Source organism: Clostridium lacusfryxellense, assembly GCF_018861735.1.
GTDB lineage: Bacteria > Bacillota > Clostridia > Clostridiales > Clostridiaceae > Clostridium_AD > Clostridium_AD lacusfryxellense.
The window spans coordinates 1-24,014 of sequence record NZ_JAHLEB010000067.1 but is presented as its reverse complement, the minus strand read 5'-3'; the positions used below and the strand labels follow the sequence as shown (position 1 = coordinate 24,014).

22 protein-coding genes and 1 riboswitch are annotated in these 24,014 nt (G+C 31.3%); all 22 genes read left to right on the top strand.

What is annotated here, in order from left to right; genetic code table 11:
* Positions 1-193 precede the first annotated feature (193 nt).
* The 22 genes from KPL55_RS22890 (at position 194) to KPL55_RS22785 (ending at position 23,932) form a co-directional block, all read left to right on the top strand.
* Positions 194-1,570 carry an MATE family efflux transporter gene (locus tag KPL55_RS22890; protein ID WP_216309077.1) on the top strand — a complete coding sequence of 459 codons (1,377 nt, stop codon included), beginning with the start codon at positions 194-196 and terminating at the stop codon, positions 1,568-1,570.
* Positions 1,571-1,669: 99 nt separating this feature from the next.
* Positions 1,670-2,233, top strand: coding sequence for a TetR/AcrR family transcriptional regulator (locus KPL55_RS22885; RefSeq protein ID WP_216309076.1), 564 nt, complete (start codon positions 1,670-1,672; stop codon positions 2,231-2,233).
* Positions 2,234-2,378: 145 nt separating this feature from the next.
* Positions 2,379-4,769: an endopeptidase La gene (lon, locus tag KPL55_RS22880; protein WP_216309075.1), complete on the top strand. Its 2,391-nt coding sequence runs from the start codon at positions 2,379-2,381 to the stop codon at positions 4,767-4,769.
* Between the two features lie 14 nt (positions 4,770-4,783).
* Positions 4,784-5,080, top strand: coding sequence for a hypothetical protein (locus KPL55_RS22875; RefSeq protein ID WP_216309079.1), 297 nt, complete (start codon positions 4,784-4,786; stop codon positions 5,078-5,080).
* A 227-nt stretch (positions 5,081-5,307) separates the two neighbouring features.
* On the top strand, positions 5,308-5,982 hold the full coding sequence (locus KPL55_RS22870) for a FadR/GntR family transcriptional regulator (RefSeq protein ID WP_216309074.1): 675 nt from the start codon (positions 5,308-5,310) through the stop codon (positions 5,980-5,982).
* A gap of 204 nt (positions 5,983-6,186) precedes the next feature.
* Positions 6,187-7,905, top strand: a complete 1,719-nt coding sequence (ilvD, locus tag KPL55_RS22865) for a dihydroxy-acid dehydratase (protein ID WP_216309073.1) — start codon at positions 6,187-6,189, stop codon at positions 7,903-7,905.
* Between the two features lie 160 nt (positions 7,906-8,065).
* Positions 8,066-9,436 carry a GntP family permease gene (locus KPL55_RS22860; RefSeq protein ID WP_216309072.1) on the top strand — a complete coding sequence of 457 codons (1,371 nt, stop codon included), beginning with the start codon at positions 8,066-8,068 and terminating at the stop codon, positions 9,434-9,436.
* 204 nt (positions 9,437-9,640) lie between these two features.
* Positions 9,641-9,753: riboswitch (glycine riboswitch) on the top strand.
* Between the two features lie 66 nt (positions 9,754-9,819).
* On the top strand, positions 9,820-10,089 hold the full coding sequence (locus KPL55_RS22855; protein WP_216309071.1) for an ACT domain-containing protein: 270 nt from the start codon (positions 9,820-9,822) through the stop codon (positions 10,087-10,089).
* A gap of 10 nt (positions 10,090-10,099) precedes the next feature.
* Positions 10,100-11,455 carry a PFL family protein gene (locus tag KPL55_RS22850; RefSeq protein WP_216309070.1) on the top strand — a complete coding sequence of 452 codons (1,356 nt, stop codon included), beginning with the start codon at positions 10,100-10,102 and terminating at the stop codon, positions 11,453-11,455.
* A 184-nt stretch (positions 11,456-11,639) separates the two neighbouring features.
* Positions 11,640-13,118 (top strand): spore germination protein, encoded by a 1,479-nt coding sequence (locus KPL55_RS22845; RefSeq protein ID WP_216309069.1) that lies wholly within the window; start codon positions 11,640-11,642, stop codon positions 13,116-13,118.
* The gene (locus KPL55_RS22840; protein ID WP_216309068.1) at positions 13,111-14,199 is read left to right on the top strand and encodes a GerAB/ArcD/ProY family transporter; all 1,089 of its coding nucleotides are present in this window, start codon (positions 13,111-13,113) and stop codon (positions 14,197-14,199) included. Before KPL55_RS22845 ends, KPL55_RS22840 begins: the two co-directional genes overlap by 8 nt.
* Entirely contained in the window at positions 14,192-15,325 is a 1,134-nt protein-coding gene (locus KPL55_RS22835; protein ID WP_216309067.1) for a Ger(x)C family spore germination protein, read from the top strand. Before KPL55_RS22840 ends, KPL55_RS22835 begins: the two co-directional genes overlap by 8 nt.
* Before the next feature lie 360 nt (positions 15,326-15,685).
* Positions 15,686-16,234, top strand: coding sequence for a hypothetical protein (locus KPL55_RS22830; RefSeq protein WP_216309066.1), 549 nt, complete (start codon positions 15,686-15,688; stop codon positions 16,232-16,234).
* A gap of 136 nt (positions 16,235-16,370) precedes the next feature.
* The gene (locus tag KPL55_RS22825) at positions 16,371-17,096 is read left to right on the top strand and encodes a YybI family spore inner coat protein (protein WP_216309065.1); all 726 of its coding nucleotides are present in this window, start codon (positions 16,371-16,373) and stop codon (positions 17,094-17,096) included.
* A 95-nt stretch (positions 17,097-17,191) separates the two neighbouring features.
* Entirely contained in the window at positions 17,192-17,695 is a 504-nt protein-coding gene (locus KPL55_RS22820; RefSeq protein ID WP_216309064.1) for an amidase domain-containing protein, read from the top strand.
* 521 nt (positions 17,696-18,216) lie between these two features.
* Positions 18,217-19,362, top strand: coding sequence for an ABC transporter substrate-binding protein (locus KPL55_RS22815; protein ID WP_216309063.1), 1,146 nt, complete (start codon positions 18,217-18,219; stop codon positions 19,360-19,362).
* 87 nt (positions 19,363-19,449) lie between these two features.
* A complete protein-coding gene (locus tag KPL55_RS22810) occupies positions 19,450-20,328 on the top strand; it encodes a branched-chain amino acid ABC transporter permease (RefSeq protein WP_216309062.1) in 879 nt (292 codons plus the stop codon).
* A gap of 8 nt (positions 20,329-20,336) precedes the next feature.
* Positions 20,337-21,281, top strand: coding sequence for a branched-chain amino acid ABC transporter permease (locus KPL55_RS22805; protein WP_216309061.1), 945 nt, complete (start codon positions 20,337-20,339; stop codon positions 21,279-21,281).
* Complete coding sequence (locus tag KPL55_RS22800; RefSeq protein WP_216309078.1) at positions 21,281-22,054, top strand: ABC transporter ATP-binding protein; 774 nt, start codon at positions 21,281-21,283, stop codon at positions 22,052-22,054. Before KPL55_RS22805 ends, KPL55_RS22800 begins: the two co-directional genes overlap by 1 nt.
* Complete coding sequence (locus tag KPL55_RS22795; protein ID WP_216309060.1) at positions 22,047-22,751, top strand: ABC transporter ATP-binding protein; 705 nt, start codon at positions 22,047-22,049, stop codon at positions 22,749-22,751. Before KPL55_RS22800 ends, KPL55_RS22795 begins: the two co-directional genes overlap by 8 nt.
* A 163-nt stretch (positions 22,752-22,914) precedes the next feature.
* Positions 22,915-23,280 (top strand): response regulator, encoded by a 366-nt coding sequence (locus KPL55_RS22790; protein ID WP_216309059.1) that lies wholly within the window; start codon positions 22,915-22,917, stop codon positions 23,278-23,280.
* A gap of 16 nt (positions 23,281-23,296) precedes the next feature.
* Positions 23,297-23,932, top strand: coding sequence for a hypothetical protein (locus KPL55_RS22785; protein ID WP_216309058.1), 636 nt, complete (start codon positions 23,297-23,299; stop codon positions 23,930-23,932).
* Positions 23,933-24,014 lie beyond the last annotated feature (82 nt).

Sequence of the window (24,014 nt, the reverse complement as noted above, 5' to 3'; positions counted from 1 at the left end):
ATTTTTCAAGTTAAATATCAATGAGACAATGGCATATTTCTAATCAATGTAGGTAGTTAATATAGTATTTTCAATGGTGCATGACCATCAACCGATTATTACCGTATATAATAGCTAATTGTACAATGATTTTAAATACATATATTTATGGTATACTAGAAAATATGTAAAATAATATAGGGGGTAGTTTTTTATGAACCAGACAAAAGAATTAGGAACAGAAAGTATAGGGAAACTACTTTTTAAGTTTTCGGTGCCTGCTATAACTGCAATGATTGTAAATGCTTTATATAATGTTGTAGACCGAATATACATAGGTCATATTAAAGGGGTAGGATCATATGCACTTTCGGGTCTTGCTATAACATTTCCAATATCAGTTATTATAATGGCTTTTGCAATGCTTGTTGGAATAGGTGCTAGTGCAGTTATATCAATAAGACTTGGGGAGAAAAATCTCAAAGCCGCTGATGATATTTTAGGAAACGCTATTGTACTTATAACTATAATTTCATTGGTACTTAGTATAGTTGGAATTTTATTTTTAGACAAGATTTTAATATTATTTGGGGCAAGTGGAAATAGCATTATTTATGCTAAAGAATATATAGAAATCATAATTATGGGTGCCGTTTTTCAGAATATAGGGTTCGGAATTAATAATATAATTAGAGCAGAGGGTAATCCTAAAATAGCAATGTTAACAATGGTTTTTGGCGCAATTATTAATATTATATTAGATCCAATATTCATATTCGTTTTAAATATGGGAATTCGAGGTGCTGCCATAGCAACTATAATTTCACAAATTGTTAATACCATATTAGTAGTTAAATATTTTACATCTAAAAATAGTAATAGTGTGCTTAAAATAAAGAAAATGAATTTAAAACTTGATAAAAAAATTATAAAAGATATTTTTGCTATTGGCGTGGCTCCGTTTTCCATGCAAATTGCATCAAGTCTAGTAGCTATATTATATAATAAAGGTCTTTACACTTATGGAGGGGATCTTGCAATAGCATCAATGGGAATACTGAATAGTATATCCATGATTATATTTATGCCTATAGTAGGGATAAGCCAAGGCATCCAACCTATAATAGGATATAATTATGGTGCTAAATTATACCCTAGAGTACTTAAGGTTCTAAAGCTGGCCATAACTTTCGGAACTTTACTTGCTATAATTGGCTTTATAGGTGTACAACTATTTGCAAAGCAGCTTATAGGGGCGTTTTCTTATAATAATCCTGCTTTAATAAATCTAGGGGCACGTGGGCTTAGAATTGATTTAATATTTTTACCTATTTTAGGGTTTCAACTTTTAGGAGCAAGCTATTTTCAAGCGATAAATGAGGCGAAGACATCAATGCTTTTAAGCATATTAAGGCAGGTAATAGTACTAATACCACTTATTCTTATACTTCCATTGTTCTACAAACTGGATGGATTATGGTTTTCACAACCGTGTGCAGACATTATTGCAACAGCGTTAACCGCAGTTTTTTTATTTAAAAGTGTGAAAACATTAAAAATAAAAGAAAGTATAAATAAATTAACAGATTAATAAATTAAACAGAATAATCAGTTTTAGATAATATATTTTTAAAAACAGCTTGACAATAAATGAATGGTCGTTTATTATAGAATTAATAGAGGTGGATAAATGAGAAAAAAAGATGATGAAAAAGAGAAAAGTATAAAAGAAGCAGTTGTTAAATTAATACTTGAATTAGGTTTTCATGGTACTTCTATTTCTAAGATTGCTAAAGAGGCAGGGGTTTCTCCAGCCACAGTTTATATTTATTATGAGAATAAGGAGATTATGTTACAAGATATATATCACGAGTATTCAGAAGAGATTTTTGATTATTTGCTTAGTAGGATTTATAAGGACATGGATGGGCATCAACTTATTGAAATGCTTGCTAGAGGTTATTACAACTACATTCAAGAAAATGGAGAAATATTTCATTTTGTAGATCAATTTTCAAGTTGTCCAGCTTTAGCTAGTCATTGCTTAGAGCGGAAAGGTATAAAAAATCTAAATGATTTGCTACAGGAAATGAAAGATAAGAAGGTGCTTAAAGATTTTCAAAACGATAATTTAGTAGCAATACTTTTTTATCCAGTAAAATCAATTGCAATTAAGCAGTGTACAAGTGATGTTGAACAAGATAATTTACTAGAAGAAATGATTATGATTATACAGGACGCATTGTTACTATAATTATTAAAGATTTGGAGTAAACTGATTTATTAAATAAAAACGAGAGAATTTTGTGAAAAGATAATTGCAAAGGTGTCTCGCTATTATTTGAAAAATTGATAAATGAACGTTCACTTATAAAATTGTAAAAGAAAGGATGATTATAATGATGAACTTAGATAAGAAAATTAGAGAGGGAATAGCAATTCCTGTTTCAAATATAGTTTTACTAGAAGGAACTAACTATACATTAAAATTAGATAACATTAGTGAAGAAGAACTTCAAAGATTAGCAAAGGAAGATCAAACTAGTATTGCATTATATTTAAAACAAAACTTTAACCAGAGCCAGTTAAAACAAGAAGATTTTTATTTAGTTGGAGTTTCATTCAAGGTAGAAGGAATTGAAAAAACAGATAAAGGATATCAAGTGAAAATTAAAGTGGCAGAAAGAGTAGAAATTAAGTCAATTGATGTTACAAATGATCTTATCCAAGTAGAATTTGAGGTAGCGTCAGATGATGTTGATCTTACAAAACAAAGCCAAGAAGAAATGCTAGAATATGTGAAAAACGTTACTCGCGAAGTTAGCGAAAAATTCCAAGGTTCAGACCAATTTATGAAGATGATCGAGGAACAAAAAGATATAAATAAGCTAATAGCACACCTTACTCAATTTATGCCACTATCAAATGATGAAAAATATGTTCTAGTTGAAACTCAATCTTTAAAGGCAAGAATTCTAAAGTTTATGGATTATCTTTTAAAACAAAAGGAAGCTTTAAAACTTCAATTTGAGATGGCAGAAAAATTTACTGAAAAAGCTAATAAAAATTACAGGCAATCAGTACTCAGAGAGCAATTAAAGGCTATTCAAAGTGAATTAAATGAAGGTAAAAACGAAGGCACTGGTAAAGATAAAAGTTATTTAGATAAGATTGAAGATGCTCAAATGCCAGACGACATAAAAACTGCTGCTTTGGATGAACTTGAAAAGTTAGAAAGACAAAGTGAATCTAGTGCTGAATATAATGTTATACGTAATTATTTAGATCTATTAGTTAAACTTCCTTGGAAAAAGTCTGAACCTGAAGTTATAAATTTAGGAGAAGCAAGAAGAATACTAGATGATCAACATTATGGACTTGATAAGGTTAAGGATAGGATTATTCAACATTTAGCTGTTATGCAACTTAAAAAGGATAAAAAAGGTTCTATTTTATTACTAGTTGGACCTCCTGGTACAGGGAAAACAAGTTTAGGTAAAAGCATTGCTCAGGCATTAGGAAGAGAATATATTAGACTTAGTTTAGGTGGAATACGTGACGAAGCTGAAATAAGGGGACATAGAAGAACTTATATTGGTGCAATGCCAGGAAGAATTATTCAAAGTATTAAAAAAGCAGGAGTAATAAACCCAGTAATGGTTTTAGATGAAGTAGACAAGCTAATGACTGGTTATAATGGAGATCCAGCAAGTGCATTACTTGAAGTATTAGATCCAGAGCAAAATAATAGCTTTACTGATCATTATTTAGATTTACCTTATGATTTGTCAGAAGTATTCTTTGTAGCAACTGCTAACTCACTAGAGAGTATTCCAAGGCCATTACTTGATAGGATGGAGGTTATTCAAATATCTAGTTATACAATGAATGAAAAATTCCATATTGGAAAAGAACATTTAATTCCTGAGATACTTGAAGAACATGGATTAAATAGTGAGCAGTTAGTTATCGAAGATGAGGCTCTTAGAAAAATAATTAGTGAATATACAGTTGAAGCTGGGGTTCGTGGTCTTAAAAAACAATTAGCAACACTTGCAAGAATTACCTCGGAAAAGATTGTGTCACATAAGGGAGAGTTACCTTTTGTTGTTTCTGTAGAAGCGTTAGATGATCTACTTGGAAGAAAAGTTTCAAGTCATGATAGGGCTCAAAAAGATAACCCACCAGGAGTTGTAACAGGACTTGCATGGACTTCGGTAGGTGGAGAAATCCTCTTTATTGAAGCTACTGACATGATAGGAAATGGACAAGTTATACTAACTGGGCAACTAGGAGATGTTATGAAAGAATCTGCAAAGATCTCTTTAAGTCTTCTTAAGTCAAGGTTACCTATGAATTCAATTAATTTTAAGGAAAGAGATCTTCATATTCATGTTCCATCAGGATCTGTTCCTAAAGATGGTCCATCAGCAGGAATTACATTATTTACAGCACTTGCATCCCTAGTTACTGGCAAAAAAGTGGATCCTAAACTTGCAATGACAGGAGAAATTACATTAAGAGGAGCAGTGCTACCGATAGGTGGACTTAAGGAAAAACTTATAGGAGCTCAAAGGGCTGGGATTACAAGGATATTAATTCCAAAAGAGAATTTAGTTGATTTAAAGGATGTCCCAGAAGAAGTTAAAAGTCAACTAACAATAAAAGCAGTAGAAACAGTAGAAGATGTACTTAGAGAGACTTTAGGAATATCATTACCTAGAATTGAACATGTATATAATTCTAATATATCTACGCAAGGAACATTTGACGCTAATCAAATAATCTAATAACTTGAATTTTGATGTATTTAGCAACAAAAACTGAAATAGTTTTTGTTGCTATTTATTTTTTGGTTTATTTAAAATATATTCACTGTAAACGATCAATAATACTTGCAGGTACTTTTGATACATTGTATCCATCAAATATTCATGTTTTAATGGAACTTGCTATAAGTGTTGTAACTGGATTATTATTACTCAGTATGGTTTTACTTCCTATAGTTACACCTGCACTAATTTCTTTGCAGGAAAAATTAAATGAGAGATCAAAAATAAGATTTACTAAATCATCATTAAATGAGGGAGTGTCTGATTAATAAAAATAACCAATGATATATAATATAGAAATAAATCAAAAAAATTAAGCAGAGAGAAATCTCTGCTTAATTTTTATTATAATAAAGTTTAATAGTCTGTTATATAGGTTATTATAGTAGATAGATAAGTATAATTTCGATTTACACGTATATAATTCAATTATTTAGAATTATAGTGGTATATTTAAAAAATGAAAATTTATGAATAAATTCAGGGGGAAAATAAAATGAAAAATATAAGAACTAGTGATAAGGTTTTTGATAAAATACAGGAAAAGATATTTAGTGGGGAATGGAAAGCTGGTTGCAAAATCATGTCAGAACTTCAGATGGTGGATGAGTTTAAGGTAAGTCGAGTATCTGTTAGAGAAGCTATTGAAAAATTAGCAACATTAAACATAGTCAGTAAAAAACATGGTGGAGGAACTTATGTAAGTGAATTAAAGGTTGATCTTTTCTTGAATAATTTAATACCTATGATTAGCCTTGATACAGACAGTTACATGAATGTCTTAGAATTTAGACAGATAATGGAAGCTGAAACGGCTGGGTTATGTGCTAAAAGGTGTACGCCATCTCTATTAAGCGAAATTGAACTATGTTACGAGAAGATGGTTGAATCTCAGGAGGATATGGAAAAATTTACTGAAATGGATTTAGAATTTCACATGAAAGTAGCAGAAGGTGCAGGAAATATATTGATTATAAAAGTAGAAGAGGTATTTAGGAATATTTTAAAATATCATCAAAAGGAATCGTATAAAAATTTAGGACCATCTGGTGGAATAAGAGAACATAAACTTATATTAGATGCTATAAAAAGTAATGACTCAGAACTTGCTAGTTTATATTCGAGGAGACATATAGAAAGAACAATAAAAGATTTATTAGCAAGAGAGTAACCTATCGCGAATAAAGAATAAAGAATAAAGAATAAAGAATAACGATTACAATTTTTAATTGAAAACGTATTGACTATTACGTGATTAGTTGTTAATATATAATTAGTTGTCATACAATAACGGTTAAAACGAAGAAATGCAAGCTTGTTTTCTGTTAAACTAAGCAAAGTGTCATACAACTAATTATATATGAGGTGATTAATAATGTTAGAAAGTCAAGAATTAAGAAACAAAGCACCTGAAATAGATTCATTAAGGCTTGGAGCAGGATGGAAGCTTGAAGACCTAGAAAAACCACAAATTATTGTAGAAAGTAGTTTTGGGCATAGTCACCCAGGAAGTGCACATTTAGATACTTTGGTTGAAGAGGCGTGCAAGGGAGTATACGAAGAGGGTGGAAGACCAGCTAAGTTTTTTGTTACAGATATTTGTGACGGTGAAGCGCAAGGGCATGATGGAATAAATTATTCTTTAGTATCTAGAGAAATTATGGCAGATATGATTGAAATACATGTTGAGGCAACGCCTTATGATGCAGGAGTATTTATTACAAGTTGTGATAAATCAGTGCCAGCACATCTTATGGCGATTGCAAGACTTGATATGCCAGCAGTATTTGTTCCAGGAGGAATAATGAATGCCGGCCCAGATATGTTAACCCTTGAGCAAATTGGTACATATAGTGCCCAATTTGAAAGAGGAGAAATAACACAGGAAAAATTCAATTATTATAAACATAATGCATGTCCAAGTTGTGGCGCCTGCTCGTTTATGGGAACAGCTTCTACAATGCAAATAATGGCGGAAGCATTAGGAATGGCATTACCTGGAACAGCTTTAGTTCCTGCTACATCAAATGAACTTAAATCTATTGCCAAATTAGCTGGGCAGCATGCACTTAAGCTAGTTGAAATGAACATTAAACCATCTCAAATTATGACAATTAAAGCTTTTGAAAATGCAATAATGATACATGCGGCTATCGCAGGTTCTAGTAATACACTACTTCATATCCCTGCAATTGCACATGAGCTTGGTTTAGAAATAAAACCTGAAATGTTTGATGAAATACATAGAAGGATACCATTTTTATTAAATATTAGACCAAGTGGATTCTACCCTGGATCATATTTCTGGTATGCTGGTGGAGTACCTGCAGTAATGGAAGAAATTAAAGAATATTTAAATTTAGATGTACTAACTGTTACTGGAAAGACACTAGGGGAAAATCTTGAGGATTTAAAGAAAAATGGATTTTATGAGAAATGTAATGAGTTTCTTAAAATATTAGAAGTGAAAAAAGAAGATATTATAAGAACCAAAGAAAATCCAATTCAAGCACAAGGAGCTATTGCAATTTTAAAAGGTAATTTAGCACCAGAAGGTGCAGTTGTTAAACATTCAGCAATATCTAAAAAGCTACTACAAGTGGTCTTAAAAGCAAGAGTTTTTGATTGTGAAGAGGATGCAATTAAAGCAGTTCTAACTAAAAAAATTAAGCCAGGTGATGCAGTATTTATAAGGTATGAAGGCCCTAGGGGTTCAGGAATGCCTGAGATGTTCTATACTACGGAAGCCATTGCATCAGACCTTGAATTAGTTGAGTCTATAGCACTGATAACAGATGGTAGATTTTCAGGAGCTACAAGAGGACCAGCTATTGGACATGTATCACCAGAAGCAAGTGAAGGTGGACCTATAGCACTTGTTGAAGAAGGCGATCTTATTAAAATTGATATCCCAGCAAGATCAATTAATATTATCGGAGTTAAGGGACAAGAGAAAAACTTAAGTGAAATTGATAAAATATTAATAGATAGAAAAGGAAGATGGGTAAAACCAGTATCGAAGCATACAAAGGGTGTACTAAGAATTTATACTAAATATGCTGTGTCCCCTATGAAGGGCGGATATATGGAGTAGTATCTTGATAAAAAATAATATAATTTAAATTAATGCTTATAGTGTGAATAGATTAAGAGAATATAATTTTTTAATTCTCTTAATTCACATTGTAGCTTATTTACTGAGCAATTAAATAAACGATTACAACTTTAAAATATATATTCTAGGGGGAATTTTTATGTTAACAGGTCCATTATTAATTGTAGTATTTTTACTGTCGGTAGTTGTTTTATTAGTAACAATTCTTAAATTTAAGCTAAATGCATTCGTAGCATTATTGCTTACAGCTATAGCTACTGCTGTATTTGTTCGTATGCCGGTGAGTGACATTGGGAGCACAGTATCAGCAGGATTTGGTTCAACTCTTGCAGGAATAGGGATAGTCACAGGTCTTGGTGTTATGCTTGGATCATTTATGTTCGAATCTGGCGGCATTGAAGTAATGGCTAACACAATATTAAAAAAATTCGGAGAAAAAAGAACTCCAGAGGCTGTTGCTTTGTCCGGTTTCATTACAGGTATTCCTGTATTCGGTGACGTAGTTTACATAATGTTTGCACCAATGCTTAGAGTTCTTTCTAAAAAGACTGGTGTTTCTATGGTAGCATATGCATGTAGTATATCTATAGCAACCACAGCTACATATGCTATGGTTATTCCAACTCCTGCACCACTTGCAGTGTCTGAATCATTAAAAATTGACGTAGGTGTTTTCTTTATTTACTCGTTAGTTTGTGCATTTATTGCAACAATGGTTGCTGGAGTTTGGTATGCGAAACATTTAGACAAGGTAGATCATAAAAATAACCACACTTACTCATTTGATGATTTAGAAGTTGAAGATAAAAAGATAGAATCAGATCCTAATAAAAAAAGACCAAGTTTCATAAAATCGCTTTCTTTACTCCTTGTTCCAATTCTACTTATTTTATTGGGAAGCTTTGGTACAATGATTCTCGGTGAAAATCATCCAATAACACCTTTTCTTAAGTTTTTCGGGGACAAAAATGTTGCTATGCTCGTTGGAGTTATCTATGCTGCAATAGTTTCCAAACCTTATATTAGCAGAAGTGTTTCAGATGTAATGACTACTGCAGCAGACCAAGTAGGTCTTATTCTCTTAATTACTGGTGCAGGTGGAGCATATGGTAAAGTGCTTCAAGCTACAGGAATTGCAGATTATATTGCAAAAACTCTATCAGGGTATAGTATTCCAGTTTTAGTCCTTTGTTTTATGATTTCTCAAATCATTCGTTGTGCACAAGGGTCTACAACAGTAGCACTTATAACAACATCATCAATACTTGCGACAACAATTGCAACATCGGGGGTTTCTCCAATATTATGTGCAATTGCTATTTGTGGTGGAGGTATGGGATTATCACTTCCAAATGATTCTGGATTTTGGGCTATTAGCAGATTCTTTAAAATATCAGTTGGTGATACCATTAGAGCGTGGACTATTCCAGGATTTATATCTGGTATTACTGTGCTCATAGTAGCATCGATTTTATCATTATTCCAAAATATATTACCAGGACTCATGTAAGATTTACTTTGAAAATGTATGATAAAATTTTAAATCAATTTTAAATTTAATTATAAATGTTGATATTAGTTAATAAAACTGTTATTATACTATTAATAACTTACAACTAAATAGTTCGGATGATTGTAGCAGAAGAGTATAGAGTAAATCTATACACCAAAAAAATATTTTATTTTTAGGTATCGCATAGATATGACTGTTACAGGACGAGCCCTTGGAGAGACTCTAATTGAGCACCGAAGGAGAAAGTAAGTTTTCGCTAATTGAATTAGTGAAAACTTATGAAACTCTCAGGTAAAAAGGACAGGGGATAATATTGATTTCAAGGGTCGAGTATTATCTATTCGGCTTTTTTTTGTGATTAAAAAACGGAGGGGAATAAAATGAAGGCTGTGTTAACTGTAATTGGAAAAGATAAAGCGGGTATTATTGCAAATGTATCAACCCTATTATTTGAAAAAAATGCTAATATTTTAGACATTAATCAAACTATTATGAATGAATTTTTTACAATGGTAATGCTTGTAGATTTATCTTGTATTAATATTTCTTTAAAGGAATTAAATGAAATATTAACAGAAAAAGGTAAGATTTTAAATGTTTCAATAAAAATTCAACATGAAGATGTATTTAATTCAATGCATCTTGTTTAGGAGGTAAAAAGTGAATATTAATCAAATAATGGAAACGGTAAAAATGTTAGATCATGAAAAATTAGATATTAGAACACTTACTATGGGAATATCTTTGCTTGATTGTTGTGACTTTGATGGCAAAAGGTCAAGAGCGAGAATTTACGAAAAGATTATGAGACTTGCTGGAAATTTAGTTAAGGTAGGAGAAGATTTAGCACTAGAATATGGAGTTCCAATAATTAATAAAAGAATTTCAGTTACTCCTATTTCTCTAATAGCGGGAGCTTCTCAGGATGAAAACTATGTAGAATATGCTATAATGCTGGATAAAATTGCAAATGAACTCGGAGTAAACTTTATTGGAGGATTTTCTGCATTAATTCATAAAGGATATACTACTGGTGATCATAGACTGATATCATCTATACCTGAGGCTATGAGGGTTACTGAGAGAGTATGCTCATCTGTAAGTGTTGCAAGTTCTAAGGTTGGAATTAATATGGATGGAGTTCGCCAAATGGGACAAATTATTAAGGAAGCTGCGAGGCTCACTGCAGATAGAGATGGACTTGGCTGCGCAAAGATCGTAGTATTCGCAAATGCCGTAGATGATAATCCTTTTATGGCAGGTGCTTTTCATGGAGTTGGAGAAGCTGAGTGTACATTAAATGTAGGAATAAGTGGACCAGGTACAGTAAAAGTTGCCCTTGAAAAAGTAAGAGGTGCTGATTTTGGAGTTGTAGCTGAAGAAATAAAGAAAACAGCATTTAAGATAACAAGAATGGGTCAATTAGTTGGAATTGAAGCTGCAAAAAGGTTAGATGTACCTTTTGGTATAGTAGATTTATCATTAGCACCAACACCTGCTGTAGGGGATAGTGTTGCTAGAATTCTAGAGGAAATGGGACTTGAAGTATGCGGAACTCATGGAACGACTTGTGCACTAGCAATGCTAAATGACGCAGTTAAAAAGGGTGGAATAATGGCTTCAGGATCTGTTGGGGGGCTCAGTGGAGCATTTATACCTGTAAGTGAAGATGAAGGAATGATTGAAGCCGTAGAAAAAGGTGCTCTAAACATAGAGAAACTTGAGGCTATGACATGTGTATGTTCAGTTGGTTTAGATATGATTGCAATTCCAGGAGACACACCTGCAGAAACTATTTCAGCAATTATTGCTGATGAGTGTGCAATTGGAATGATTAATAATAAAACTACTGCAACGAGGCTTATACCTGCACCGGGTAAAAAGGTTGGGGACTCAGTAGAATTTGGAGGACTTCTTGGACGCGCACCTGTTATGAAGGTAAGCGAATTCTCAAGTGCCGACTTTATTAATCGCGGTGGTAGAATTCCGGCACCTATACATAGCTTTAAGAATTAGAAAATGATAGGTTATATTAATAATAGATAATATATGATTATTAAAGGAAAAGATAGGGTGGCTATATAAAAATGATTTCTAAAATTATTTTAATATATCCACCTTTAGTGTTTTTTGAACTATCATAAACACAATTTAAGTATAATATTTTATATATTGAGAATGCTAATAATGGTGATGTAAAATGGTTGAAAATAATAACACAAATGTAAACCTATATAATGAGTATGAAAAGAATTTTACCATAATGGATGACACATTAAAAGATTGTCCTGATATTGTAAGGCGAAAAGTTATATTGAATTCTGGGAAAGAAGGTTGTTTCTTTTTTGTTCAAGGTTTATGTGATATAGATCTTTTTCAAAGAGATTTTATGACACCTTTACTTAATTTAAAAAAGTTAGATATGGATGAGATAAAATATCTTCCGAATAAACTCCCAGTAGCAGGATTAACATTCCCATTAGTAATTGATAACCTAATACAAGATATATTAGCTGGTAATGCTGTTTTTATATGCGATGGATTAAATTGTGGAATTTCATGTACACTAAAAAAATATGAGAAAAGAAGTATACGCGAGCCAGAAGGCGAAAAAAGCGTAAGAGGAGACCATGATGGTTTTATTGAAGACATGGCTACTAATATAGCTACTATTAGAAGGAAATTAAAAACACCCAATCTAAAATTCAAGGATTTTACTATTGGAAGTTTGTCACACCAAACAATTTCTGTAGCGTATCTTGATAATATAGCTAATCCTAACTTATTACAAATTATATCTGACAAAATCAATCAAATTGATACTGACAGTTTAATAGCAATTGGGTATTTAGAACAGATTATTGCAGACCATCCCAATTCTATTTTTCCCCAATACCTTTCCACAGAAAGACCGGATAAAGCAATAGCTGGATTACTAGAAGGTAAATTTGTTATAATGCTTCAAGAAACATCATTTGTAATGATCGCCCCCGTAACTTTCCATGCATTTACTCAAACTCCCGAAGATTATACAACCCATTGGCTTGGAGCAACTTACTTACGGTTACTACGTACTATGGCAATATTAATAGCTTTATTTCTTCCAGGCATATATATTGCATTACTTACTTATCATTATTACATGATACCGTTACCTTTACTTGTCTCACTTGCACAATCTAGAACAAAGGTGCCTTTTCCACCTGTTATTGAAGCGTTTTTGATAGAATTTATGATTGAGACCGTAAGGGAAGCCTCGATTAGGCTTCCATCTTTTATAACTGCCTCTGTGAGTATTGTTGGAGGACTCGTAATAGGGCAAACAGCGATACAAGCAGGTGTTGCAAGTGATCTTATGGTAATAATAGTTGCTGCTTCTGCCATCGCAGGTTTTACTACTCCAACTTATGATTTGGGAATTTCTATTAGACTTATTAAATATATCGTTATGATATGCTCAGCAATATTTGGTATTTTAGGAGTAGTAGTTCCTATGGTAACATTACTTGCTCATTTGTTAGTATTAGATTCTCTTGGAGAACCTTATTTTCAACCTATATTACCTTTTAAGTTTGGTGATTTAAAAGATACCTATATAAGGGCACCAATTAGATTCTTAAAGAAAAGGCCTGATATAGCAAAACCACTAGATAAGGAAAGAGGTAAGAAAAATGGATAGTCGCCAAAATCAGATTACCTCTGGTCAATTAATGGGGTTTATTGTATCAATTCAAATTGGTACAGGGGCTCTTAGTTTATCCGCTTATTTAGCTAGGACTTGCGGTCATGATGGCTGGATTTCAATACTTGTATATGGCATACTAGTAATTGCTGTAATTTCAATAATTATAAGGCTTTTGAATAGGTATAATAATAAATCAATATACGAAATTAACAAGTTTTTATACGGAAAGTACCTAGGGGGGGTGTTAAATTTACTAATAGTTTTATATTTATGGTACAGTACATGCGTAAATTTAAGAAGTTATACAAATGTAATACATGTTCATCTATTGAGGTCAACTCCGACATTTATACTATGTGTTTTTTCATTAATACCTACCTGCTATTTAGTTTGGTATGGATTAAAATATGTAGCCAGATTTTCACTTACGATATATCTTTCCCTAAGTTTTAGTTGCCTTTTGTTTTTTCTTGTATTTAAAGACCTGAGATTTAATTTTTTACTACCAATTGGTCAAAGCGGAATTGAAGGAATAAAAGCAAGTTTTAGTCCCTGTGTTTTCGCATTCCTAGGGTATGAGGTAATTTCAGTTATATATCCAGAGATTACTAATAAAAAAAAGGCTATGAAATATGCTATAGGTTCAAATATAATTACCATTATTTTTTGTATATTACTCCTTTTAGTTACTACATCTTTTTTTGGAGAAGAAATGCTGAAAAAGACTTTGTATCCGTTAATTAGCCTAGCTAGATCATATAGAGCTCCAATAATCGAAAGAATGGATATATTATTTATAGCTATGTGGCTACCAGTAATGGCAATGACAACTAGGGGATACTTTTGTATAACCTATTATAGTATAAATAAGCTATTAAATCTAAATAAAAAAGCTAGGTATCTATTTGTATTTACTGCATTAACTATATTGTTAAGTGATGTACCCAAAAGTATCTCTAGTATTGAAAAATATAGCAATATCATGATGATATCAGGAGCTTTATTTTCTGCGTTTTTAGTTATATGCTATTTATTTTCATTTATACGTAAAAAAGGAGTGAAGCCTCATGTATAGAAGGAGAAAAAAAATATTTGTTTTATTGTTGATTATTCCATTTATATTATGCGGTTGCTGGGACCAAGTATTAGTAGAGAAAACTGGATTTATGACAATAGTAGGTATAGAAACAGCTGCTCAAGGAAATTTGAAACTTACCTATGCTATGCCAGTGGTTGATTCAGATGTTACTACTGCTAAAGGTGAAATATTTGATACTGAAGCAAATTTAACAAGGATAGCTAGGGACAATGTAAATAGAAGGTCAGGAAAGAATATGTTAGCAGGCAAAATCCAAATAGTTTTATTTTCTCAAGAACTTGCTGGACAAGGACGTATATTTGATATTAATTCGATATTTGAAAGGGATCCCTCAGATGCAATTCTTGCCTGGGTTGTGGTTGTTGAGGGTAGTCCTAGAAGTTTAATGCATCAGGCAGAAGAAAATTTTACGGATAAACCTAGACCATCTATATATATAAATGCACTTCTTGAACGTTCGGTTAGCACGGCAAGCACCAATGAAACAAGAATTTTTAGTTATGATTTGATAAGTATGGCCCCAGGTATTGATAATATTGTTCCATTAATAAAAATCAATGAAAAATCTATTGAGGTTAAGGGGTCAGCCTTATTTTCTAATAAAAAAATGGTTGGAACAATAAATGCACAAGATAATGGACTCTTAATGTCAATGATGAAAACATTAAAACATAAAAAATATACATACAATGCGAGTATTCCAACTGAAACTGGAGAAAATAATAGTGAAAAACAAAGTTCAGCGATTCAACTCAATCAAAATAGTAAAAAAGTAAAGATTTCAATTCAGAAGAACAAACCTGTAGTAGATATTTATTTGGATTTTTCAGGGTATGCAGATGAATATAAATGGGATAATTTAAACGATGAAAAAGAAATTAAAAAGTTAAATGAGCATGTACAGCAACAACTTCAACAAGATTGTCAGAAACTGATCGGTTACATGCAAAAGATAGGAAGTGATCCTATTGGTATAGGTGATATGATAAGAGGTAAGAATAACAGCTACTTTAAAAGTGTAGATTGGCATACAGCATATAAGGAATCAACAATAAAAGCCCATGTTAAATTTAATTTGGTAGAATACGGAGATATACAATAGATTAATTTGTGGTAATGATGTAAAATTGTAATTTCATCTTTATAATGATATAATAAACTCATTGGTAAAAATATAAAAAGATTTTTTCGTTATGTATAATTTCTTTTAATTTAGTGAATGAGGTGAAGTCTGTGTTAACTTATAATGATAGAATTTCTATAATAGAAAAGCATATGATTAATATAAGATCACGTAGATTTACTAACGTTAAAATTAATATGGAATTAAATTATAATTTAATTAAAAACACCTGGAATCGTTAGAATTCTAGGTGTTTTATTTTTTTTATATTTAGAGAATAATTAGTAGATATCTGAGGTTTATTTAAAAAAATATATACAGTAAAAGGAGAATTCAATTATGAATAAAAGTGAGATTATAATTAAGGGGTTACCTGTCAAAACAAATAGGTTAGAGAATGGAGATGTTAAGTTATTATTTAAAGTAGGGACTTATGATGATAAAGAATCAGTTTATAGAGTAATTGTAAAAAAAGATTATTGGAGAGATGCAGTAGTAGGTATGAAGGATGTAAATTATTTTGTAATTAAAGGTGAACTTAAAGCATGTGTAAATAGTAAAGGAACACCTTTTATTTCAGTAGAGGCAACTTCAATAAAAATATTTCATTTGTTAAAAGACGAGAATGGACAAATAGATCTAAATATTGAAATGCCAACTGGAACTGATGAAATAATGGATATTTCAAAATTAGTAAATGAAAATGAAGACTTATCAATAAAACGTTCAAAAAATAAAGCAATAAATTTCATGAAAAATAATAATAAGTTTAACAAACCTATTGTTGTTAAAAGAGGTAGCCTTGTAATTGTGTCAGGTTATGATGAATATGCAGCCGCTTTAGAACTTGGAATAAATAATGTACCAGTTTCTTATGAAGACAATTAATTTAAATAGCAATTATTAAAATACTGGGTGTTATCACTCAGTATTTTTTTTGCTGTGTTTAAAATATAAAAATTAGAACGATTTATAATTTAAATCATAATATATTACATAAAGCTTATAATGAAAAGGAGCTGCTATGTATAATTATTATAATAGAGCTAATATGATAAAACCGAAAATTGTGTCTTATGCTAGAGGTGATGTAGACGGTGATGGTGTACTTGATAATGCATATTTAACTGGGATAAAGACGCAAGATAGCCCGTTTGTTCAAGATATCACTCTTCTAATTCAGGATGGAGTCACGGGTAGGGTTACGAGTATATCACTAAGTGAAAATGCAGGATACGACCCTTCGTTATTTTTGGGAGATTTTACAGGGGAACGTGTAGATGATATATTGATAGGAATAAATTCAGGTGGTAGTGGTGCAATTATGTACTACTATATATATTCCTTTATTAATAAGAAGGTAAAGTTATTATTTGACTTTAATTTATATAATGAAAAATATAAATATGATGTTACGTATAAGGATAACTACAAGGTGGAGGTTATAAGCCACGAAAATAATAATAAATACATTATTGATATATCTAATAGGGATTCTGATTATTTAAATGAAATATATGATTCCAATGGGAAACTAAAAAATCCTATTAATGGATTTGTAAATCCGTTAAGTGGGTTGTATCCCGTAGATTTCGATTCAAATAAAGTATATGAACTATTGGCATATCAAAAAATAGCTGGAAGATATAATGCAGATTCATTAGGGTATGTAATGAATACTATGAAATGGAAAGATAATGTATTTATTTTGGATAATCAGTATGTGGCTATTTTTGGATCGCCAGTTTAAACTTTAAATTTCCTTGAAATATAAAGAAAAAAATGTAAACAATAAGGAAGTGCAGCATAATATAATTTAATTATAACTTTTAAGGAGTAATATTTATGTTAAATAAATATAATAGAAGGTCGGCTGTGAATTATGCTGTAAAATATGCAGTTGATCCAAATGAAAATTATAAATATTTTAAATTCATTAATGGAAACGGTGGGGACTGTACTAACTTTGTTTCTCAATGCTTAAAGGCGGGAGGAGCTCCCATGGATAAAAACAATATTAGGCCTTGGTGGTATCAGAGTGGTAAAGCTTCAATTTGCTGGGGTGTAGCTCACTCCTTATATTGGTATTTAAAAATGAATCAAAGTACAAAGAGGAATGCAATTAAAGGGCAAGAAGTACAAGATGTAAATGAACTTGAAATTGGAGATGTAATATTTTATGAAAATTATCGAAATATAATATTCCATGCTGCAATAATAACTTCATTGATAGACATAGAGGGGAATAAGGAACCACGTATATCACAACATTCAAATAATCAACTTAATGAGACTTATAAAAAAAACTATGATTATAAAAAAGAACATTTTCTTAAAATAATATTATAATAAAATAATATGGTTTAATAAAATAATATGGTTTAATAAAATAGTAGGGTTTAATAAAAGAGTAGATTGTAAAAAAATTAATTGCAATCTCTTTTTTTTATAAGTAATATTTTATAATAATCTAACTAAAGAGTTATTTAATTTAATTTTATTAATATAATATATGAATAATTAATTATTTTATTAGTCATTATATAACAAGAAGTGGAATAAAAAGCATTTCAAAAGGGCAAAATCTTAATAAACATAAAGAAATCTGAGTAGAAAAGCAATAAATTAGAAAAGTTTACAAAATAGAATCAAATAATTGCAAGAAAAATTTTAAAAAAAATCTTAAAAATCTGAAATATTAACGAAATAGTATTGATATGCATCTAATTATGTGATATTATTAATAAAAATTAAGAAATATGAATTATGAATTAATTATACATTCATAAAATATTGTTGGTTTACAATTAGTTCATATAATTTTACTTATTAAAAGGTTTAAATCAGTATACTTTAGGGGGGTCTATCAAATGTTTAAAAAGAAAATGTCATTATTATTATGTATGGCTATGACGGCAGGTATATTTGCAGGTTGCGCAGCTAAGAAATCAGATACTGAAGGCGATATCAAAATTGGGGTTGTATTACCACTTACTGGTCCCGTTTCATCTTTTGGAAAGTCTGGTCAAAACGGTATAAAGTTATTAGAAGATCAAGTTAACAAAGATGGCGGAATCAACGGACGTAAAATTAAATTTCTTTTCGAAGATGATGAAGGTAAACCTGATACTGCAACAACTGTTGGAACAAAACTTATAAGTAATGACAATGTAGTTGCAATAGTTGGACCATTAACTAGTGGATCTTGTATAGCACTTGGACCAATAGCTACTCAAAGTAAAGTGCCAATGATAACTGGATCAGGAACAAACCCTGATGTTACTACAAAAGGCGGAGAATATGTTTACAGAGCTTGTTTTATAGATCCTTTTCAAGGAACAGTAATAGCCAAATTTGCATCAGGAGATTTAAAGGCTAAGACAGCTGCTATTTTGTATGATAATGGAAATGATTATTCTAAAGGTTTAGCTGAATTCTTCGAAAAAGGATTTGTTGCTGCAGGAGGGAAAATTGTTGCGAAAGAAACTTATGCTACCAATGATAAGGACTTTAAAGCACAACTTACAAAAATAAAACCAACAAAACCAGATGTAATATTACTTCCAGATTATTATTCAACAGTTGGTAATATAGCAAAACAAGCAAGAGCTATTGATATAAAAGTTCCACTACTAGGTGGAGATGGTTGGGATTCTGCTGAATTATTTAAGGTTGGCGGAGATGCAGTTAATGGATGTTATTTATCAGATCATTATTCAGCAGACGACACAGCACCACTCGTAGTTGAATTCCAAAAGGAATATAAAGCTAAATATAACTTAAATGCAGATGCTATGGCAGTTTTAAATTATGATGCTGCAAAAATTATGGTTGAAGCTATAAAAACTGCTGGTAAAACAGATGGACCTAGTATTAAAGAAGCACTTTCAAAAACTAATCTTGAAGTAGTGTCTGGTAAAGTATCTTTTGATAAAAATAGAGATGCGATTAAAGGGGCAGTAATATTAAAGGTTGATGCAGGCAAGTTTAATTTTGTAAAGAAACTAGTACCTTAATAAAGTAAATGATAGGTATACTTCGCTAGTACATATGGTGAAGTATACCTACATATATTCTAAAGAATGATAAATGGAGGAAGGTAAATGGAATTTTTACAACAGACGATCAATGGACTATCACTTGGTTTTGTGTATGCATTAATTGCAATAGGGTACACAATGGTATATGGAATTATTGGACTTATAAATTTTGCTCATGGTGATGTTTTCATGGTTGGAGCATATTTTGGATTTTTTGCTGCAACCCATCTACACCTTAGTTTTATTCCTACATTATTAATAGCCATGGGCGGAGCAGCATTAGCAGGTGTAATTGTAGAAAAGATAGCGTACAAGCCTCTAAGAAACTCACCAAAGTTATCTATATTAATAACAGCAATTGCTATGTCGGTACTTCTTGAAAATTTAGTTAGATTAAAAATGACTACTGATCCACAGACGTATCCAGAGACTCTTTTACCACAAAAGGTAATTCATTTTGCTGGTTTAAGCATTGATAATCGTCAAATTATAATTATAGCAATATCGATTTTGCTAGTAGTAATACTTCAATTTATAGTTTTCAAAACTAAAACAGGAAAAGCAATGAGAGCGGCTTCCTTTGATAAGGATGCAGCAGCGCTTATGGGTATTAATGTTAATTCTATTATATCTATAACATTTGCTATTGGTTCAGCACTAGCAGGAGCTGCAGGTGTGCTTGTTGGGATTTTATATTCAAGTATAGATCCATATATGGGTATAATGCCAGGTCTAAAAGCTTTTGTTGCAGCAGTACTCGGCGGAATTGGTATAATACCAGGTGCCTTATGGGGTGGACTAATAATGGGTCTAGTTGAAACCTTTAGTAAGGTTTATATATCTTCTAGTTACTCAGATGCTATTGCATTTTCAATTCTTATCATTATTTTAATTGTAAAGCCTTCTGGACTTTTAGGTAAGAAAACCAGAGAGAAAGTGTAGGTGTAGATATGAAAAAGGAATTTAGAAATACTATCATTTTACTTGTGGCTTCTATTATATTATTTTTTATTTTAAGTTTTCTAATGGATACAGAAATTTTGAACAGATACTATTCAAGAATACTAATTTTAATTTGTATTAATGTAATCCTAGCAGTAAGTTTAAATCTAATTATTGGTGTTACAGGGCAACTCACTTTAGGACATGCAGGATTTATGTCTATAGGAGCATATGGAGCATCGATGCTATCAATAAATACTAGTATGCCGTTCCCTATTGCATTACTCCTTGGTGGGATAATTGCTGGAGTAATTGGGCTCTTAATTGGGCTACCTACTTTAAGGCTCAAGGGAGATTATCTTGCCATTACAACTTTAGGTTTTGGAGAGATAATTAGAGTTGTAATTACAAATATAGATTCGCTTGGAGGCGGTAGAGGACTTTCTGGAATACCACCTAAAACGAATTTTGCTTGGGTATTTTTTATAATGGTATTTACCATTTTAATAATTTACAATATAGGACGTTCTTCGCAAGGAAGAGCTATGATGTCTGTTCGTGAAGACGAAATCGCAGCAGAAGCTATGGGTATTAATACTACAAAGTATAAAATAATGGCGTTTGTTATTGGTTCGTTCTTTGCAGGTATTGCAGGCGGACTATTCGCTCATTATCTGATGTATATAAAACCAGAACAATTTAACTTCTTAAAATCAGTAGATTTTGTAACTTATGTAGTTATGGGTGGAATGGGAAGTCTTACAGGTAGTGTATTATCAACGGGTATACTTACAATTCTACCAGAAGGTCTAAGATTCTTAAATGATTATAGAATGATTATATATCCATTAGCGCTTATACTTATTATGAGATTTAGACCACAAGGCTTAATGGGAACAAAAGAATTATCCATGAGCGTATTTGATAAATTTTCAAAAGGAAGTGGTAAATGATGCAGCTACTAAAAGCAAATAAACTTACAATAAAGTTCGGTGGGCTTACAGCTGTTTCTGATTTTTCACTAAACCTTGAAGAACATGATCTTGTTGGCTTAATCGGACCGAATGGAGCAGGGAAAACTACGATTTTTAATATGTTAACAGGAGTCTATGCTCCAACATCAGGTACTATTGAATTTAATGGAGAGTTTATACAAGGCATAAAACCTTATGAAATTACTAAAAAAAGAATTGCTAGAACTTTCCAGAATATAAGGCTTTTTAAAAACTTAACAGTTTTAGATAATGTTAAAATATCATTTAATTATAACGTTAAATATAATTTGTTCCATTCTATATTTAGGCTTCCAAAGTTTAATAAGGAGGAAGCTGAAATTGAAGAAAAGGCGCTTAAAATTCTAAAAGTGTTTAATCTTGATGGGAAAAGAGCTGAGCTTGCATGTAATTTGCCATATGGTGAACAACGAAGGCTTGAAATAGCAAGGGCACTTGCTGCAGAGCCCAAATTATTATTACTAGATGAACCTGCAGCTGGTATGAATCCTCAGGAGACTCATGAATTAATGGAGCTCATAAATTGGGTAAGGGATGAATTTAAGATAGCAATTCTATTAATTGAGCATGATATGAAACTTGTAATGGGCGTTTGCGAGCGAATAATAGTTGTAGATTATGGTAAAGTAATTGCAGAAGGAACACCTGATGAAATAAAGAATAACCCTAAGGTAATTGAGGCGTACCTTGGAGAGGAGGTAGTCGATGCTTAAAATAGAGGGGTTAAATGTAAGTTATGGTGCAATACATGCATTGCATGATATTAGTATAAATGTAAATGCTGGAGAAATAGTTACACTTATAGGTGCTAATGGAGCTGGGAAAACTTCGATATTAAGAGCTATATCAGGCCTAATACCTATAAAATCTGGTGAAGTAATATTTGAAGGTAAACCAATTCATACTACTCCTGCTTATAAACTTTCACAGTTAGGCATAGCACATGTTCCAGAGGGAAGAAGGATATTTGCAAATATGTCTGTTATGGAAAATCTTGAGCTTGGAGCTTATATTAGAAAAGATAAAAGCAATATAGCAAAAGACTATGAGATGGTTTTTGACAAATTTCCTAGACTTAAAGAAAGAATAAAACAAATGGCAGGAACATTAAGTGGTGGAGAACAGCAAATGCTCGCTATGGGAAGAGCTCTTATGGTAAGGCCTAGAATAATACTATTAGACGAACCATCTATGGGACTTGCACCACTCGTAGTAAGAAATATTTTTTCTATAATACAAGAAATAAATAAGTCAGGTACTACAGTTTTACTAGTAGAACAAAATGCACATATGGCGCTTTCAATTGCAAATAAGGCATATGTTTTAGAAACTGGTAAAATAGTTCTAGAAGGTAATGCTGCGGAATTATTATCTAACGATTCCGTAAGAAGTGCATATCTTGGTGAATAAAATATTGGCAAAAAACTCACTTCAAAATTGAAGTGAGTTTTTTTTATGCTAAAAATAGAATTAATGAATAAATATTCAAGTTAGTGGAAAAGAAGACGATATATATATGGGATAAAGATAAAAAGTAGATTGATTTAAACTTATTTGAGGAGGGGTTAAAGTTATGGGAGAGTTTCTTAAAGTGTTAATATGTGATGATTCTATGTTAATTAGGAAAAAACTTAAAGAGGTATTAAAAAGTTGTGGGTGTAATGATATTTTAGAAGCTGACAATGGACAAACGGCAATAGATGTATATAAAGAAAATAAACCGGATTTGGTATTTATGGATATCATTATGCCTTTTAAAAATGGAATTGAAGCTGTTAAAGAAATAATTGAATTTGATAATGAGGCAAAAGTTGTAATGGCATCGTCCGCTGGTACAAAAGAACATGTAAAAGAGGCAATAAAGGCAGGGGCATTTGAATTTGTACAAAAACCTTGGGAAAAAGAGCAAATCAATAAAATTATTCATAATTTGAAATAAGTAAGGAGGTAGACCTATGTTTAGTCAATACTTTGGTCAATTTTTATTAAGTGAAAAATATTTAACTAATTCCCAACTAAATGTGGCATTAGAGTATCAACAATCAGCTCACTTAAAATTAGGCGTTTTAGCGATAAATGCAGGATATATGAATGCGCAGCAGGCTAATTTAATACATCAAATGCAAACAAAACTTGATAAACGTTTTGGAGAACTTGCTGTAGATGAAGGCTATTTAAAGGATGAGCAATTACAGGAATTGCTTCTCTCTGAAAAATTCGGACATCTATTATTAGCTCAATCTTTAATAGATAATAATTATATGTCTCTAGAAAAATTTGAACAAGCAATTAATGAGTATAAGGTTAAACATAATATTTCTGAGAGTCAATTTGATCTTTTGCAAAAGGATAATGTTGAAGAAATCATAAATGTATGTGTGGATTTAAAAGGAGAAAAATATGGTGTTCAAATAAAACATTATATTTCTCTATTTATGAGAAATATAATTCGCTTTATTGATTCAGATGTATATACAAATGAAATCAGGAGAGTTGATGAATATAAAACGGAATGTGCAGTAACACAAAGAATAAAAAACTCAATTAATCTCCAAACTTATATTGTTAAACGTCAAATTATAACTAAGTGAAACGTCATTTTATTTCTATTATTAGTAGGTAATCTACGTCAGATTATCTCTGCAAAATCACTTTATAAATAAGGAAAAAGCA

Coding starts and splice junctions, on each gene's coding strand:
- KPL55_RS22890 (WP_216309077.1), top strand. CDS start 194: ATGAACCAGACAAAAGAATTAGGAACAGAAAGTATAGGGAAACTACTT.
- KPL55_RS22885 (WP_216309076.1), top strand. CDS start 1,670: ATGAGAAAAAAAGATGATGAAAAAGAGAAAAGTATAAAAGAAGCAGTT.
- lon (WP_216309075.1), top strand. CDS start 2,379: ATGATGAACTTAGATAAGAAAATTAGAGAGGGAATAGCAATTCCTGTT.
- KPL55_RS22875 (WP_216309079.1), top strand. CDS start 4,784: ATGTATTTAGCAACAAAAACTGAAATAGTTTTTGTTGCTATTTATTTT.
- KPL55_RS22870 (WP_216309074.1), top strand. CDS start 5,308: ATGAAAAATATAAGAACTAGTGATAAGGTTTTTGATAAAATACAGGAA.
- ilvD (WP_216309073.1), top strand. CDS start 6,187: ATGTTAGAAAGTCAAGAATTAAGAAACAAAGCACCTGAAATAGATTCA.
- KPL55_RS22860 (WP_216309072.1), top strand. CDS start 8,066: ATGTTAACAGGTCCATTATTAATTGTAGTATTTTTACTGTCGGTAGTT.
- KPL55_RS22855 (WP_216309071.1), top strand. CDS start 9,820: ATGAAGGCTGTGTTAACTGTAATTGGAAAAGATAAAGCGGGTATTATT.
- KPL55_RS22845 (WP_216309069.1), top strand. CDS start 11,640: ATGGTTGAAAATAATAACACAAATGTAAACCTATATAATGAGTATGAA.
- KPL55_RS22840 (WP_216309068.1), top strand. CDS start 13,111: ATGGATAGTCGCCAAAATCAGATTACCTCTGGTCAATTAATGGGGTTT.
- KPL55_RS22835 (WP_216309067.1), top strand. CDS start 14,192: ATGTATAGAAGGAGAAAAAAAATATTTGTTTTATTGTTGATTATTCCA.
- KPL55_RS22830 (WP_216309066.1), top strand. CDS start 15,686: ATGAATAAAAGTGAGATTATAATTAAGGGGTTACCTGTCAAAACAAAT.
- KPL55_RS22825 (WP_216309065.1), top strand. CDS start 16,371: ATGTATAATTATTATAATAGAGCTAATATGATAAAACCGAAAATTGTG.
- KPL55_RS22820 (WP_216309064.1), top strand. CDS start 17,192: ATGTTAAATAAATATAATAGAAGGTCGGCTGTGAATTATGCTGTAAAA.
- KPL55_RS22815 (WP_216309063.1), top strand. CDS start 18,217: ATGTTTAAAAAGAAAATGTCATTATTATTATGTATGGCTATGACGGCA.
- KPL55_RS22810 (WP_216309062.1), top strand. CDS start 19,450: ATGGAATTTTTACAACAGACGATCAATGGACTATCACTTGGTTTTGTG.
- KPL55_RS22805 (WP_216309061.1), top strand. CDS start 20,337: ATGAAAAAGGAATTTAGAAATACTATCATTTTACTTGTGGCTTCTATT.
- KPL55_RS22800 (WP_216309078.1), top strand. CDS start 21,281: ATGCAGCTACTAAAAGCAAATAAACTTACAATAAAGTTCGGTGGGCTT.
- KPL55_RS22795 (WP_216309060.1), top strand. CDS start 22,047: ATGCTTAAAATAGAGGGGTTAAATGTAAGTTATGGTGCAATACATGCA.
- KPL55_RS22790 (WP_216309059.1), top strand. CDS start 22,915: ATGGGAGAGTTTCTTAAAGTGTTAATATGTGATGATTCTATGTTAATT.
- KPL55_RS22785 (WP_216309058.1), top strand. CDS start 23,297: ATGTTTAGTCAATACTTTGGTCAATTTTTATTAAGTGAAAAATATTTA.